Annotated in this window: 9 protein-coding genes; 3 read left to right on the forward strand and 6 right to left on the reverse strand. The window is 49.2% G+C overall.

The genetic code is table 11. The features are described from left to right. Nucleotides 1-290: 290 nt before the first annotated feature. Nucleotides 291-1,757 carry a Gfo/Idh/MocA family protein gene (locus tag I2I11_RS13615; protein ID WP_196268269.1) on the reverse strand — a complete coding sequence of 489 codons (1,467 nt, stop codon included), beginning with the start codon at nt 1,755-1,757 and terminating at the stop codon, nt 291-293. A gap of 420 nt (nt 1,758-2,177) precedes the next feature. Between I2I11_RS13615 and I2I11_RS13620 the strand changes: the two genes are divergently transcribed. Continuing rightward, complete coding sequence (locus I2I11_RS13620) at nt 2,178-4,625, forward strand: zinc-dependent metalloprotease (RefSeq protein WP_196268270.1); 2,448 nt, start codon at nt 2,178-2,180, stop codon at nt 4,623-4,625. Between the two features lie 218 nt (nt 4,626-4,843). On the opposite strand, the gene I2I11_RS13625 is transcribed toward I2I11_RS13620, so the two are convergent. Both I2I11_RS13625 and I2I11_RS13630 read right to left on the reverse strand, forming a co-directional pair. Further along, nucleotides 4,844-5,974: a parallel beta-helix domain-containing protein gene (locus tag I2I11_RS13625; protein WP_196268271.1), complete on the reverse strand. Its 1,131-nt coding sequence runs from the start codon at nt 5,972-5,974 to the stop codon at nt 4,844-4,846. 782 nt (nt 5,975-6,756) lie between these two features. After that, the gene (locus I2I11_RS13630) at nt 6,757-8,622 is read right to left on the reverse strand and encodes a CocE/NonD family hydrolase (RefSeq protein ID WP_196268272.1); all 1,866 of its coding nucleotides are present in this window, start codon (nt 8,620-8,622) and stop codon (nt 6,757-6,759) included. A 388-nt stretch (nt 8,623-9,010) separates the two neighbouring features. Between I2I11_RS13630 and rluF the strand changes: the two genes are divergently transcribed. Further along, nucleotides 9,011-10,180 carry a 23S rRNA pseudouridine(2604) synthase RluF gene (gene rluF, locus I2I11_RS13635; RefSeq protein WP_196268273.1) on the forward strand — a complete coding sequence of 390 codons (1,170 nt, stop codon included), beginning with the start codon at nt 9,011-9,013 and terminating at the stop codon, nt 10,178-10,180. A 455-nt stretch (nt 10,181-10,635) separates the two neighbouring features. On the opposite strand, the gene I2I11_RS13640 is transcribed toward rluF, so the two are convergent. The 3 genes from I2I11_RS13640 to I2I11_RS13650 form a co-directional block, all read right to left on the reverse strand. Beyond that, a complete protein-coding gene (locus I2I11_RS13640) occupies nt 10,636-11,487 on the reverse strand; it encodes a pirin family protein (RefSeq protein WP_196268274.1) in 852 nt (283 codons plus the stop codon). A gap of 121 nt (nt 11,488-11,608) precedes the next feature. After that, nucleotides 11,609-12,802, reverse strand: coding sequence for a PepSY-associated TM helix domain-containing protein (locus I2I11_RS13645; RefSeq protein WP_196268275.1), 1,194 nt, complete (start codon nt 12,800-12,802; stop codon nt 11,609-11,611). 30 nt (nt 12,803-12,832) lie between these two features. Beyond that, nucleotides 12,833-15,190 (reverse strand): TonB-dependent receptor, encoded by a 2,358-nt coding sequence (locus tag I2I11_RS13650; RefSeq protein ID WP_196268276.1) that lies wholly within the window; start codon nt 15,188-15,190, stop codon nt 12,833-12,835. A gap of 260 nt (nt 15,191-15,450) precedes the next feature. Between I2I11_RS13650 and dinB the strand changes: the two genes are divergently transcribed. Then, a complete protein-coding gene (gene dinB, locus I2I11_RS13655; RefSeq protein ID WP_196268333.1) occupies nt 15,451-16,518 on the forward strand; it encodes a DNA polymerase IV in 1,068 nt (355 codons plus the stop codon). The last annotated feature ends 369 nt before the right edge of the window (nt 16,519-16,887 follow it).

Below are 16,887 nucleotides of genomic sequence, written 5' to 3' on the forward strand. Positions count from 1 at the left end.
ATTAATCCAGTGCCGGAGAACACGTTTATACTTGTCGCGCGTACCGGATTATACCTGCCCGGCATCACCAGCCATTCTGGTAACAGCAGGGATTTTGCCGGCGAGTAGAGACGCAGCATGCTGCGTCTCTACATCTCCTAAGCATTCCTCTAACCAGGATACCCCGAGACAAACCCGGGATGTACCACTTTCAGAATAACAGATAAGAAAGTATAGCTTCGTGTAATATTGCCGCCTGCAAGTATAAACAACAAACTGCTATACACCGGATTTATACTTCAGTGGGCAATTTATGCACCCAGCGTCCAGCCTTTACGGTAATCGCGCTTCACGAACTGGTTCACGGCATCAAAATTAGTAACGCGCATGTTCTTGTTGTCCCACAGCAGTTCAATATTGCGGCCAGGGTAATCAAAACCTTTGCCATCAGGCTTTGGCACACGAATATCATAGCCCCGGATAGCCAGGTTCGCCATGAGCAGCGCCTCTGTCAGCGGCCCTGCGGTTTCGAATGGCGAGCTCACTTCTTTCTTGCCGTAACCGGCAATAGCGGCTTCTACCCACTGGGCATAGTGTCCATCTGCCCCGCCAGGTACGCGCGCAAACTCCTGTTTTACTTTCACCTGGTTTGTTCTTGAGGTAGGCAGCAGCTGCGGATTTTCGCTGTAAGTGCCGCACATCATCTTTCCTTTCGTACCTATCAGTAGCACGCCGTTTCCGCCGTCGCCAAATACTTCGTTAGGCCCCAGTTCTTCCGGACGGGTAGGCTGAATGCCGCCATCCATCCAGTGCAGCGTAATGTCTCCTTTGGTTTTATTCGTTTTCGGAAAGGTGAGGGTGGCGTGGCTGGAAGGCGGGCAGCTCTCCGGGAAATAGCCCCGCTTAAATTCATCCACGTAAACGCTTCCCACGCTTGCCTGCACCGCTTTAGGATATGTTAAACCCAATACCCTAAAAGGAACTTCCACCAGGTGGCAGCCCATATCGCCGAGGGCGCCCGTGCCATAATCCCACCACCCGCGCCAGTTAAAGGGCACCAACTGGTTTACATAGTCTTTATAAGGTGCCGTACCCAACCACAGATTCCAGTCCAGTTCTTCCGGCACTTTTGCTGCCGGAGCGGGCCACGGAATACCCTGCGGCCATACCGGGCGGTCTGTCCAGCAATACACGGTATGCACATCCCCTATTTCACCGGCATCATACCATTCTGCCATCAGGCGGGTACCGTCGTTGGAGGCGCCCTGGTTACCCATCTGTGTCACCACTTTATACTTTTTGGCGGCATTTGTTAAAGCACGGGCCTCATAAATGTCATGCGTCAGCGGCTTCTGCACATACACAGGCTTGCCCATTTCCATCGCATGCATTGCTATAACAGCGTGGTTATGGTCCGGCGTCGAAACAGATACGGCGTCGAAATGCTTTCCTTCCTTGTCGAAGAGCTCGCGCCAGTCTTTGTAGTATTTTGCTTTCGGAAATCTTTTAATAGACGCCGCAGCCCTCCTGTCATCCACATCACACAGGTAAGCAATATCGGCTTTACCGCTTTTGGCAAAATTGGCGAGGTCGCTTTCTCCTTTGCCGCCTACGCCCACACCGGCTACCACAAGCCGGTCGCTGGGCGCAATAAAGCCTTTGCCGCCCAGCACATGGCGCGGTACAATCATAAAGCCGGCGGCAGCCAGGGCGCCAGCTTTCATAAAGTCTCTCCTTGTTTTATTCGAAGGCGAACCAAGGGATTTATCTTCTGCCATTTCTATATAAAATTTAGTTAAAACAATGAATCTTCCTTCAGGCTGATACAGAGCACATGCACTTTTAAGATATTGTAATGCTGCAGCGCACAAGGCTGGCAAAGGGCACTATTACGCACACGCAAAACTGAGCACCCACTTTTTGAAGCAGTAATGTATAGTTTTACATTGATTTTTCAAAAAATTATTCAGGTTGTTGCTAAAAGAAGTTTAAACAATGAGACATTTTACCTGTTCTGCATCACCATAATGCTGAATCGTTTTAGTTCATTCCAGGTTTGTTGAATCTTCCACTTTTTCGCCGCAACAAGTTGCCTCAATAAAAGGAAGGGGGCTGATAATTAAAGCCGTTGCTTCCGGATTTCTCCAAAATTGCTTATCATCGATGCGCCTAACCCTGATTTTATACATTGCACGCTCATGAAGAAAAATGTTACCCCTGGTCTCTGGCTTTTTCTGTTGTTGCTGACGGCATCCGCCACCTTTGCCCGGGAACTCCCCACCATCGCTTCAAAAACTGCCGGCATGAAAAAATATCCCGGCTACTTTACCTTTTACTACGATGCGCCTAACGGCAAGATATGGCTGGAGATAGACAAGCTGAACCAGGAGTTCCTGTACGTAAATTCGCTGCCTGCTGGCCTCGGATCCAACGATATTGGCCTGGACCGTGGGCAACTGGGCGGTGAGCGGGTAGTATACTTTAACCGTGTCGGCCCGAAAGTGATGCTCGTACAGCCCAACCTCGCTTACCGCGCCATCACCGGCAACAAAAATGAGCAGCGCGCCGTGGAAGAATCTTTTGCGCAATCGATACTGTGGGGGTTTAAAGCGGAGGCCGAAGAAAAGGGCAAAGTGCTGGTAGATGCCACCGAATTCCTGCTGCGCGATGCGCATGATGTAACCGGAAGTATAAAACGCGCCAGGCAAGGCAGCTATAACCTTGACGCCAGCCGCTGTGCCTTATACCTGCCGCGCACCAAAAACTTTCCGAAGAATTCAGAGTTTGAAGCCACCCTTACGTTTACCGGGGGCGATGATGCCGGCCGCCTGGTGCGCGAAGTAGCGCCCGATGCGCAGGCGCTTACCCTACGCGAACATCACTCCTTTATAGAGCTGCCCGACAACAAGTATAAACCACGCTCGATGGACCCGCGCGCCGGCTATTTCGGCATCTCGTTCTACGACTACGCCTCGCCTATTAACAGCGATATCGAAACGCGCTACATTGCCCGCCACCGTTTGCAGAAAAAAAATCCTGGCGCAGCTGTTTCAGAAGCCGTTAAACCCATCGTATACTATATAGACAATGGCGCACCTGAGCCCATCCGCACAGCTTTGCTGGAAGGCGCCCGCTGGTGGAACCAGGCTTTTGAAGCAGCTGGTTATAAAAATGCATTTCAGGTAGAAATCTTGCCCGACTCGGCCGATCCCATGGATGTCCGCTACAACATTATCCAGTGGGTGCACCGCAGCACACGTGGCTGGTCGTACGGAGCCTCAGTTACTGACCCGCGTACCGGCGAAATCATCAAAGGACATGTGAGCCTGGGTTCGCTGCGGGTGCGCCAGGATTATCTGATTGCCGAAGGGCTGCTGGCGCCTTATGAAGCGGGTAAACCGGAAAACAAAGCCATGATGGACATGGCGCTGGCACGCATCCGGCAGCTGTCGGCGCACGAACTGGGCCATACGCTGGGCCTGATGCACAACTATGCGGCCAGCGTAAACGACAATGCTTCGGTGATGGATTACCCACACCCGCAGGTGCAGCTGACACGCGACGGTAAAATTGATTTGAGCCACGCTTACGAATCAGGGATTGGTAGCTGGGATAAACTGGCCATCACGTACGGCTACCAGGATTTCCCGGAAGGCACCAATGAGCAGGAAGCACTGAACAAACTGCTGGCAAACGGCATCGCCCAAGGTCAGCTTTTCATCTCCGACCGCGATGCCCGTGCTCCGGGCGGTGCCCATCCCCTGGCCCACCTTTGGGACAATGGCCCCAACGCCACCAACGAGCTGCTGCAGGTGTTGAAAATACGCGAAAAAGCTTTGCAGAACTTCTCGGAGAACAACATCAAGCCCGGCATGGCCATGAGCACACTGGAAGATGTACTTGTACCGATTTACAATTATCACCGCTATCAAACCGAAGCGGCAGCCAAACTGGTTGGCGGCATTAATTATACATATGCCACCCGCGGCGACAAGCAGGTGGTAACACAAGTGGTAGACAAGCGCGAACAGCAAAAGGCACTGGATGCGCTGCTGCAAACGCTCTCGCCGGAGGTTTTAACTTTGCCCGAAAACATCATTGCCCTGATTCCGCCACGCGCACCCGGCGTACGCGACAGCCGCGAGCTTTTTGCCAAACACACCGGCCTTACCTTCGATCCGCTCGCAGCTGCCGAAGCTTCCGCCGATTTCACCCTGTCCTTCCTGCTGCACCCTGAGCGCGCCTCGCGTTTGGTAGAACTGGGCGCCCGCGGCAACAACCTCAGCCTGCTGGATGTAGTGACGCAACTCGTAAACAACACCTGGAAAAGCCGTCGCAAGGAAGGACTGGAGGAAATGGTACAGCTGCAAACGGAGCAATTGGTACTTACGCATTTGCTGGCACTGGCACAGAACGAAGACGCTTCCTACCAGGCCCGTGCTACCGCCACTGCAGCGCTACAAGAGATAAAAGAATTTATTGAGAAAAGATATAGAAGCTACGGAGAGAATGCCTACCATGCCCACCTGATTTTAGCACTGGCCCGCCTGAACCGACCTGTTTCTGAAGAGATACAGCCAAGCCGCCAACTGGATTTGCCACCCGGCGCCCCGATTGGCAGTGATGCATTTCTGGGATGTGAGTAGCAATTGGTGGAAGTATAAGCATAAAAAAGCCCGTCCCTGCCAGATGTAATTCGGCAGGGACGAGCTTGTTTTATACTTATACTTTACAAAAGGGAACGGTATTAACTTTGCTTTTCAGAAGGGAAAAGATCTGCTGAAGCCATACTACTAGGAACAACAGCTACAGCTAATCATTGCTCATTAAGCTCAGCACGTCCGCATAGTCGCTACTACTGGTTTTAGTTTGTGCAGGTTGGCAAAGTTTCTGGGTAAGTGGTGGCATAAGTGTTATCGCGCCAGCAGTTATCAGTTCCTGAGCCATCCCAGAACAAATCAACGCCGGGTACAGGTATAGGCAACTCAGGCGGGGCGGTACCATTGTTTTTCACCTCGTTATTAATTACCCTGGCTCCATCCGGATTCGGTTCTATAGAGGAGAAATCTTCGGGAGGCAACCCGGCCAAACCGCCTAATAAGAGCGTACTTGTTACAGCTATACCCAGAAAATCATTCCCGGAGACATTATTTTTCTCTACCCTGGTATTATCAGTTCCCACTATCAAAATGCCGCAACCACTCGGCACAAAATTTTCGAATCCGCCATTTGGCTCCGAGAAATTTTCGTGATTGTTGTCCGTAATCTCATTGTCAGAAATCAGGATGTCTGAAGAAGTGGTAACCCTTAAGCCGGGTAGAAGCACGACCAATATACCTGCTACATTATCGTAACAGTTGTTGTAGCGGGCTATCACTTTAGAACAATTTTCTATTTCCAGGCCATTTACATTGCCATAAACTGTATTATGGTATAACTCTGAATCCTCGCACTGCCCAACATAAATGCCTGTATCCGTATGGCCGCTCGCTATGCAATATTCAATAAGGCCGTGGTTTGAGGCTATGGGAAATAAACCATACTCCCCGCAGTTAATGGTTGTAACATGGCTCAACACATAATTATCTGCCCTGATCATAAACACGCCGTTTTCCTCAAAATCGCGCAGGGTAACGTAATAGAGCTTAAAACCATCTCCATTTTGGGTTACACGTATCCCGTCTTCTTCATTTGCAGGATTTACAATAACTACATTTTCGCTGCCTTTTATCGTGATATCAGGTTTATCAACCAGTATGGCTTCCTTGTAGGTTCCTGACTTGATAAAGATCACGTCGCCGGGTTCCGCTTTATCTACTGCTGCCTGAATAGAACTTCCGGGAGTAACTACAATATCATAGTGTGGCCATTCTAATCCCGGAAAGAATTCATCTTCACAGGACGTGAGTAGGATGGTTAAGAATAAGACTAATAATCGGCAAGTTCCTGCCAGCCTCCGCCGGGCCGGGCCAAAGATAATAGATGTTTTTAGCATAGCTTTAGTCCTTTAAATTCAATTAAATATTAACAATTAATCAATTACATCACCTGTCATCCACCGGATAATAGGGTTACAGGTTCCATTCCTCCAGAGAGGCAGCAGATAGATCTGTTGTTATCTAGTTAGCTGAATGGGCAATTTTAATGGCTGAAGTATTTTTCTGCAAAGATTAGTTTTGATGCCAGTTTTAAAAACTGTGCCGGGACGTGCGATTAGATTTGTAAATACCTGATGTCAGAGTACAGGCAGCAGGTTTACTCATGTAGTGAAGCAGCTTGTATCGCCCTTTTACCTTATCTGTTATCTGATAGAGGCTTGCGCAGGAATACTTTTACTTTCAGGCAAACTATAAAAGCTTTTAACTGGCTGCCCATAAGATTTGGGTGAATCTTATAACGGGCTTCTTATTATGGATTGATTTTGTGATTTCTGAGGGCTCGTACCATCACAACTAATAGATTTTTCTCTCAACTGCCATATATCTTACTCTTATCACCTAAGGATGTTGCATCTTTTTCATTTTTATTTACAACATAAAGCGATAAACCATTTTATGTGCCTTAATATATAGTCTAAGTTGAAAGTAAGTATAGATGCCGCTTCAACAGGTTCTATATAATCCTTTTATCCTGGCGCAAGTTTTAAGCAAAGCAGAATTTGCTGCACAGCTTTAACTTAACAGTAGGATAGTGTAAAGGCATATAGCAAAAGAGCCGCTGCTGTGATGACACAACAACGGCTCTTGCTACTTCTGTAAAGTATGATTTTCCGGAATGCTACTTCAGCACTTCCACATCAATGTAGCTGTCGTTAAACACCGTTTCTGTCGCTTTTACATAATCGCTTTCAGTGGCTTTGTAGGGGTTCGGCACAAACTTCTGCGGATTGCGGGCAAACAGCGGGAAAGCAGTGCTTTGTACCTGTATCATGATGCGGTGGCCTTTCTTAAAGGTATGCAGCACGTCCTGCAGGCGCACGTTTACATCGGTTTTCTGGTTCGGAACCAGCGCTTCTGGCTTCTCGAAGCTGTTGCGGAAACGCGCCGGCATTATCTCTGAACGCACCATCTGCCAGTAGTTGCTCAGCAGGATGTTCTTGTTCGGCATGTAGTCATGGTTCTCAGTATCTCCCGGATAAACGTCAATCAGCTTCACAATAAAATCTGAATCCGTTCCGGTAGAAGCTATTTTCAGGTGCGACATGATCTCGCCGCCTAAGGTTACATCCTCATCCAACACATCCGTCTGATACACCAGCACATCCGGGCGGCGACCTGCAAACCGCTGGTCTTCGCTCATGTAATTATGCGGCGTAAACCCCATGGTCGTGGTATTATCTTCGGTATAAGGAACCGGTTTGGCCGGGTCGCTGATGTAAGAAACTGAACCGGCTGTGGCAGGCGCTGTCATGCTGATTTTGCCGTCGGCGCCCAGGTATAACCTTTGATGCGTTGCGTTGGCAGCAGGCCACTGGTCAAATGTTTCCCATTCTTTTTTACCGGTATCAAACATGTAAGCTACCGGCAAGCCGGAATCTTTACCGCCTTTCTCTTTCAGGAAGTGGTTAAAGAATTTTGCTTCGATGTTTTTCTGATAGAAAGTGGCAATGCTGTCACCGAAGTATACATTGCTGTGCAGGGTATGGCCTGTTTCGCGCGACCAGCGGCCGTGCCCGAACGGCCCCATTACAATGGTATTGTAAGCTTCCGGATCAGTCTGCTCAATCTTTTTGAACATGTCCAGCGGGCCCGACATATCTTCCGCATCAAACCAGCCGCCGACAAACATAATGGCCGGTTTTACTTTGCCGAAATGACGCGGTAAGCTGCGTTTCTGCCAGAATTCATCATAGTTCGGGTGGTTGATGGTTTCCTGCCAGAAAAAGTTGTCGTGGTAATATTTATCTGCATTGGTCAACGGCCCCATATCCAGCAAAAACTGGTAGCCGTCTTTTGTTTCCGGATGAATGATTTGGTCCGAATACCAGGCTTTGCTGGTGGTATCGGTTTTCTGCACGCCAAAAACCGGGAAAGTGAAGAAATAACTTTCCAGGAAAGCGCCGTTGTGGTGGAAATCATCAAAAAAGAAATCAGAAATGGGCGCCTGCGGAGAGGATGCTTTTAAAGCCGGATGGTTGGATAAAATACCGGCGGCGGTATAAAAACCGGGATAAGAGATTCCCCACTGGCCGACTTTCCCGTTGTTATTGTCTGCATGCTTTACCAGCCAGTCGATGGTGTCGTAAGTGTCAGAAGCCTCGTCCACATCTTTCCTGGTCTTTTTATTATCGATTATCGGGGTCATGTTCGTCCAGGTACCTTCGCTCTTGTAGCGGCCGCGCACATCTTGGTAAACAAAAATATACCCTTCCTTCATCATCGTTTCAGAGGGACCCAGGCGCGCAGGTATTTTGCTGGCGCCATAAGGCGCAATACTGTAACAGGTGCGCTGCATCACAATAGGATACTTGTTCTTCCGCGATGCATCTTTAGGAGTGTAAATAGAAGTGAACAACTTTACGCCGTCGCGCATGGTAATGTACACGTCTTTTTTCGTGTAATTTTCCTGCGCATAATTGTTTTGTGCTCGTGCAGTGCTACAAAAAACAAACGCAATGAACACAAGGGAGTATAATTTTTTCATGAAATAGAAGTTATAACTGCAATTTACAAAAGCGGCTCTAAGGAAAGAAAATAACACGACATAAGTGTCAGGATGTATCATAAAAATCTTCCTTTTGTGGGAATTCAAGATTAACATTTGCCGGCCACATCACTTATCCGCTTGCAGAAACATTCCGCGACAGCCCAGGCGAAGTTCGCTCGCTACAACGACAGCTAAAGATCAAAGCCTACATTACGGATAAACTTGCTCCTGCAACCTGATGGCTGCACCTTTATCTGCCTCGGGAGCCACTTTAGGACAGATAGCTAAATCAGCCGTTTTTCCGTACTTTTGGTGTTAGCATGTACAAGCGCTGCCTCGTTGTACGCCCCCGGAGGGTTTGTCCCGAGGAAAGCACCCCGATACTATGGAACCAATAAGATTAAATAAATTTATAAGCGATACGGGCACCTGCTCCCGCCGCGAAGCCGATAAGCTGATTGAACAGGGCCGGGTAATGGTAAACGGCAAAATACCTGAAGTAGGTACCAAGGTAACGGTGCACGATAAAATACGGATTGACGGCCAGACGCTGGAAGTGAACAGGGAAGCACCCGTGTACATTGCCCTGAACAAACCTGCCGGCATTATCACCACCACCGACCTGTCGCAGCGGGACAACATCATCCGCTTCGTAAACTACCCCGAACGCATTTTCCCTATCGGCCGCCTCGACAAGGATTCGGAGGGGCTCATATTCCTGACCAACGATGGCGACATTGTAAACAAGATTCTGCGTGCAGGCAACAGGCATGAGAAAGAGTACCTGGTTACTGTAGATAAGACCATTACGCCTGATTTTATCAACAAGATGAGTACGGGTGTGGGCATCTTAGGCGTGCAAACTAAGAAATGTTTTGTGGCGCAGGAAGGGCCAAACCGCTTCCGGATTATACTTACCCAGGGCATGAACCGCCAGATCAGGCGGATGTGCGAGGCGCTGGGCTATGAGGTAATTACGCTGCAGCGTACGCGCATCATGAACATCACGCTGGCAAAACTTCCGCTCGGCCAGTGGCGCAACCTCACCGAAGAAGAAATCAGGGTTATACAAAGTATGGTATCCGGCTCTACCAAAACAGAAGAAGGCTCAGTTAGCCGGAAAAAAGTGTCAAACCCGCGTACCGAAGCTGCGCCATCCGGCGGCCGTGGCAGTGCGCCGGGCGTTTACAGGCCTGTAAGTAAACCAGGGAAATCCCTGCAGAGTGGTTACAAAGGCATGTCCGGAAAAAGAGAAGAGCAGGCTGCTCCGGAACATAAGAGCGCCCGTGGCTCCAGGGGAGCCGTAAAAGGCAGCCTGAAAAGTGCACCAGGCAAAAAAAGCGACTTTAAAGGCCCTGCAAAAGGTGCAGCTGCACACGGCAAAGATTTTAAAGCAAAGCCCAGTGCCGCAGGCAGCAGAGGCGCAGCAAAAGGCACCAGTGGCACGAGAGGTGGCGCTAAAAGCAGGCCGGCAGGTGCTTCGGGCAGGCCTGCTGCTACAGGTGGTGCCAAAAGAGGCAGCGCTCCTAAAGGTGCATCCAAACGTTCGCGCTAAGCCGGGCATTTTGGTGGTTTATACTTGAGAAGTATGCTTGATGAAAGTCAAAAAGGTATAGAATTTCTAGCCGGTTTCTTCTTTTTAGGGCTATGTTGATGATACAATTTAGTTGATGTTTCAAGTTCTAAAGCTGGAGCTGGTTTTGGAACCAGTTTAAACTGGCGTGGTTCGGTTTGTATAGGTTCGCCTGTTGAAAACCATCCTCATTTTTACTCCAGGTTGAAAACTTGAAGTATGGGCAACTGGAAAAACAACTAATGTATACTTGTGCCTAATTGTAGTTTTTCTAAGGGACTTATACTTCAGGAAGGAACATTTACTCCCGGTAATCAGTACAGACATGCTAAAGTCATCTCTGTACTGATTGCATTTATACATAAAAAGAAGAGAGGCGCTGTTTCCAACGCCTCTCTTCTTTTTATAACGCTTGACTTTAAACTCTAACTCAGAATCTACTCCCAGCGTCCCATTTTTCCGAGCTGGTAATCGCGGAAAGCCTCTCTTATTTCATCCCCGGTGTTCATTACAAACGGCCCATGCGACACCACCGGCTCATTGAATGGCTGCGCGTGTCCGAAGATCAGCACAGCATCTTCCAGTGCTTCTACCTGCAGTTCTTCTGCATCATTCTCAAACTCAACCAAAGTCAGTTTCTCAGCCAATTCGCCATTAACGCGCACCGACCCACGAACTACATAGAAGAAAATGTTATGCTCCGCCGGCACCTGGGTAACAAAGCGGCCGCCTTTGTCCATATCGATGCTGGCCATGCTGATGTTGCTCAGCGAATCGATGGGGCCCTTTACGCCGTCCCAGTTACCGGAAACAACATGTATTTTCACATTGCCGTCGTCCTCGGTGGCCGTAGGAATCTGGTCTTTCTGGAGGCCGACATACTTGGGCTCCGTCATTTTATACCTGGCCGGCAGGTTAAACCACAATTGCAGAATCTCCAGATCGCCGCCTGCCTTTTTAAACTCCTCCGAGGATATCTCTGCATGAATTAGTCCTGAGCCGGCCGTCATCCACTGAATGCCACCTGCTTCAATCACGCTTTTGCCGCCACCGGTGTCCTGATGCATGATGTCGCCTTCCAGTATAAAAGTAAGCGTTTCGAAGCCGCGGTGCGGGTGCGGACCAAACGGAAGGCCGCGGTTGTTAGGCCCGTAATGCTGCGGACCGTGGTGGTTCAGAAATAAAAACGGATCAATGTATTCTACTTCGCGCGTCGGAATGGCCCGGTAAGTAATTAAATCATCCACCGGGGCATAGACAGCTTTATGTTTTTTCTTTATCTTTCTCATACCAGAAAACTTATATTTCAGCACAAGCTAATGTATAAACACTGATTTTACAAGCCATTTTCAATCAGCTGCAAATTCAGTACAAGAAAATGGCCCCCTTCTACTCCGCTTACTCCTGGCACTAAACAGCTTCTCTGGCATATACTTTCTTTCTTGCCTTCTTCCTGTTCTTCTTCAGGCGGTTTATCCAAAGTATAAGCCCCGTAATCGGGAACGTGAATCCGGCTATACAGGACAGAAAGGCAATGATGCGGCCCGGCATTCCAGCAATAGAGCCTACATGCACCGGGTAAAAAGTGGCGCGCACCCGCTGGCCCAGGTTGCGATCCGCATATAGTTGCTGCCCTATTTTATGGCCTGTATACTGGTCCAGAAACAGCTGATCGGAAGCGCGCTCATGCACCGCATTTTTCGATATGGTGGTAACAGTAAAAGCATCTTCCACTTCGGCGGGTTTGTTTAAGGTATAATATTCGCCACCGGGTAACTGCGCTTTTGCCACAGCAAAGGCTTCATCAAAAGAGATAGTTTTGCCTGCTTCCTGCACACTCGATTTGGGCGGTTCCGGACGTATATTTTCCGTGCCGGTTAAAGTATAAATCCCGTCGTTAAACCACGCAAAAGACCAGGCCAGACCTGTAAAAGCGAAGATGAACAGGAACAAGGCCGTGTAAAAGCCTATCACCAGGTGCAAATCGTGGTTGATGCGCTTCCAGCCGGTATTCCATTTCAGCGTGAGGCGCTGCTTCAGCATTTTCATTTGCTTAGGCCACCAAAGTATAAGCCCGGTCAGGATGATGAACAGGAACAGGAAGGTAGAACATCCGACGATCAACTTACCCAAATCATCGAGCAGCAGCCAGCGGTGCAGCGAAAACATGGTGTCAAAAAACGGCATTCGTCCTTCTGACATACCTGTTATCTGCCCGGTATATGGATTCAAGAAAGCCTGGCTGCCGCGGCCTTTCTTGCCGTGGCCCCCTTTGCCTTTTTCTTTGCCGGGCGCTCCTGCATTTCCGCCGGTTTTCTGCTTTGCTTCTTTCTTTGCATAGCTGAGTTCCACGGTCCGGGTGGGGTCGTCGTATACTTTCACGGATGTTACCTGAGCGCCTGGTACTTGTTGCTGCACCTCTGCCACCAGTTGCTCCAGCGGCACCCGCGTTGCGCCCGCTTCTACCTTATACCGCTCCGGGTAAAGGGCCGCCTGAAACTCTTTCTCAAATACCAGCGCCGCGCCCGTCAGGCAAACGAGCCCTATCACCAGCCCGGACGCCAGGCTCAGGTATAAATGGATGCTGCGGAAGAATACTTTCATGTTTTATACTTGAAGATCTTGTGTGTCCTTTTACAGTTTGTATGAAATAGTTGTGGACAACATGCGCGGCGCAATCGGGTTGATGCTGTTGTCGTCGTGCACGTAATAGCTTAGTTTGTTGAGCAGGTTAGATACTTTTACGCGCAGCGTCAGCCTGTTTAAAGTATAAGCAGCGTGTGCATCGAACTGGAAGAAATCCGGCACCGGCATGGTGCGCCAGGTATCGTTCGGCGTGGTCAGGCGCGGGTTGCGGCCTGCAATTCTGTCGCCAATGTAAAAGCTGCTCAGTCCCAGACTCAGGCCGTTCCAGGCGGTGCTGCTGGTTAAAGTATAAAACAGGCTGGCATTGGCTGTATGCGACGGGTTGTAGCGCAGGCGGCTGTTTTCTTCGTAGGTGTTGCTTTTGGTATAGCGCGTGTCGTTGTAACTGTAGCCGCCGATAAACGAGAAGCCATGAAAATTCCTGGTTTGCAGGTCCAGTTCCACGCCCCGGCTGGTTACCTCGCCTGCCAGTTCTTTGGCCGTAGGTCTGTCTACAGGAGCAGGCACTACGGCCTGTGCCATGTTGCTGTTCACGATGCGGTAAACTGTCAGGTTAGCAGAAAGCAGCCCATTGAATAAATCATTTTTGATGCCTGCTTCATACTGGTCCACAAAAGAAGGCGCCAGGTTATTTCCGTTCACATCAATTCCTGAATTCAGGTTGAAGGAGTTGGCATAGCTGGCGAAAATGGAGGTTGTTTTGGCAGGCTGGTACACCACCCCGAAGCGCGGCGTAAAAGCATCGTCCGTCTGCCTGCTTTCATTTTCGTCTGTTTGCTGGTAAGTATAACGCACTCCGGCCAGCAGCTTTACCTTTTCTGTCAGCGAGATTAAATCCTGCACATACACACCAAAGCGGCCAATCGGGTTCTGCCTTATTTCTTTCACGCTCAGGTCTGGTATGTCGTGGCGTGCTTCATACTTGTTCGGGTCAAAAATGTTGATGGTGCTATAGTTGAGCAGGCTGTTGAAAGCGGTATTTTCGGTATCATATTTATCGGCATCCGCACCGAACAGCAGGTTATGCGCTATTTTGCCGGTTGCAAATTTACCGGTCAGGTCGAGTTGGGCTAGGTAATAGTTTTCGTTTACTTTGCTCCTGTTGATGTTCACGTTCCAGTCGCCATTGGGCTGCACCATGTTGCCGCCGGTATTAGGGCGTGCATTGGCAAACAAATCAGAACTATAATCCTGTGCCGAAGCCACCCCGCGCAGCTGCCAGTTTGGATGAAGTTTGTAGGTGACGGTGGCGGATGCCGTTTTCTGTTCAGCGGTATAGTTGCTCCACGGCACGCCGATAAAGCGGCTGCGCGGCACATCCGGAATCTGATAATCTATCGCGCCGATGCCATAATCCGGCACACGCTCGTCTTTCAGGTAATCGCCTTCCAGCAGCACTTCCAGCTTTTCACTTGGCTTAAAAAGCAAAGAAGGGTTGATGTAGAAACGTTCGGACTGTACCTCATCCCGGAAACTGCCTGCATTTTCATAAGAGGTATTGATGCGGTAAGCTATTTTGTCGTTGTTGTTCACGGAGCCATATATATCCAGGGATGGCTTGTAAAAATCGTAGCTGCCCACCCGCAGGGCCACTTCTCCCCCATTCTCGAATTTAGGCTTTTTAGTTACCAGGTTGATCACGCCACCGGCAGCCACGTTGCCGAACAAAATGGCATTGCTTCCTTTCAAAACTTCCACCCGCTCCAGCGCCGATATTTCAGGCATAATGCCGTTGTTGAAGCGGTAACCGTTTTTAAAAGTATTGCTGCTGCCGAAGTTAAAACCGCGGCCGGCCAGTTCTTCCTGGTAACCGCCGGAATTACCCATCTGGTACACACCGTTCACATTTTGCAGCACATCGCTTAGCCGCAACGACTGACTGCGCGCTATCACCTCCTCGTTTATCGTTACTACGCTTTGCGGCAAATCCATGGGTTTGATGGCAATTTTGCCGATGGCAGTTGATTGCTCGTTTAACGTTTGGTAGCCGGTTACCATCACCTCCTGCAATTGCCTGCCACTCTCGGTAAGTATAAAATCAAGCGTAACGGTTTGGCCGGACAGCACATGCACTGCTTTTTCCTGCGTTTGTAACCCCATGAACTTTGTAAACACGATGTAGTTGCCTTCGCGGATATTATTCAGTTGGAAAGTACCGTCTTCCTTAGCGCTGGTGCCCTTATTCAATTCCTTCACGATAATGTTCACAAAAGGCGCAGGTGCACCGTCGCTGGTTGTAACAGTGCCTGTAATAGAGCCGCTCTGCGCTTGTGCTGCTATGCTGACAAACAACAAGAAAAAAAGGCAGGAAAAAGATTTGCATAGTTTAGAAGTATAGATGCGCATGTAGTATAAGTTTAAATTATTTAGACTAATTATAAATTGTGTGGCAAACTAAGACACTATTTAGAATTAATCCAAATAATTAAAATATAAAAACTTTATATTTCTTGTAAACAGGTGCATTCAAGCTGTTGAAACGTGCTGATTTAGAAGCCAATGCGTTCCTGTTTTTAAATCGAAAATTTTGTTGCTTTAAAAGAGAAAGAATGCCGAAGGAGTGTCTTAACCCTTAACTTTGTGCCATAAAATGATTTAGCAAGCCTATCCGAAAGATCATACACATCGACATGGACGCCTTTTTTGCGTCGGTGGAGCAGCGCGATAATCCGGAGTTGCGAGGAAAACCTGTGGCCGTAGGTGGCAGCCGCGAACGGGGTGTGGTGGCCGCTGCCAGCTACGAAGCCCGCAGGTATGGCGTGCATTCGGCCCTTGCATCCAAGATAGCGGCACAGCGCTGTCCGCACCTGCTTTTTGTAAAGCCACGATTTGAAGTATACAAAGCTGTGTCGGGGCAGATACGCGAGATATTTTATACTTACACCGACCTGGTGGAGCCGCTTTCGCTGGACGAAGCTTACCTGGACGTAACAGAAAACAAGATAGGTATGCCTTCGGCCAGCATCATTGCCAAAGAAATAAAGGCACGCATACTGGCAGAAACCGGTCTGACGGCCTCGGCAGGTGTGTCGTTTAATAAATTTCTGGCCAAAATTGCCTCCGACATGAACAAGCCGGATGGCTTCACGCTCGTAACCCCCGACAAAGCCGCAGAACTGGTGGCAGGTCTGAGTATCGAGAAGTTTCATGGCATCGGCAAAGTAACGGCAGCCAAAATGCAAAGTATGGGCATCCTGACTGGCGCTGATTTGCGCGAACGTACAGAAGAAGAATTGGTCAGGAATTTTGGCAAAGCAGGCCGCTATTACTACCACATTGCCCGCGCCCAGGACAACCGGGAGGTACAACCACACCGCCTGCGCAAATCTGTAGGTTCGGAGCGCACGTTTGATGTAGACCTGACGGAGGAAACCGACATGCTGGAGCGGCTCCAGTTCCTGGCCGCTGAGGTAGCCGGCGACCTGGAACGCCTGCAGGCCACCGCCAAAACTGTAACGGTCAAGATAAAGTATTTTGACTTTACCCTCAACACGCGCAGCAAAACCTATCTCAGCGAATTCAGTTCGGCAGATGCTATTTATACCATTGCGCGCGATCTGCTGCGCCTGCCGCAGTTGCCGCAATACCCGGTGCGCCTGCTCGGCATTACCGCCTCCAGCCTCCTCTACCAACACGACAAGTTACAAGGCTATCAACTCACGCTGGCATTTTAAGGTGATATACAGCAATATACATCCTTTAGCTATCACTTATGTAGATGATAATTAAATCAGCGTTCTTGAGTTTAACGTGAACTCGATAATTACCGCTAGTATAAATAGCTATACTTCAGCTTTATACTTCAGAGAAGTAATTTTTATTAGCTGAATCGGAGCAAAGAACTTTCCAGTTTTTCCGTGAGGCGCCTCGAGAGTTTCCGGTGACGAGCTTTAGCGAGGCAGCCCGAGGCACGAGGGCAGGAAAGGAAAGCAGCGCCGAATGGGAAAACGAGCCCACGCGGACTTGGAGCGCACATAAGCAACTATAAAACTAATTGGTATTTGAACTCAGGATAAACAGAAGCTATCTGAAGAAGCAACTTT

The organism is Pontibacter rufus (assembly GCF_015694705.1).
GTDB lineage: Bacteria > Bacteroidota > Bacteroidia > Cytophagales > Hymenobacteraceae > Pontibacter > Pontibacter rufus.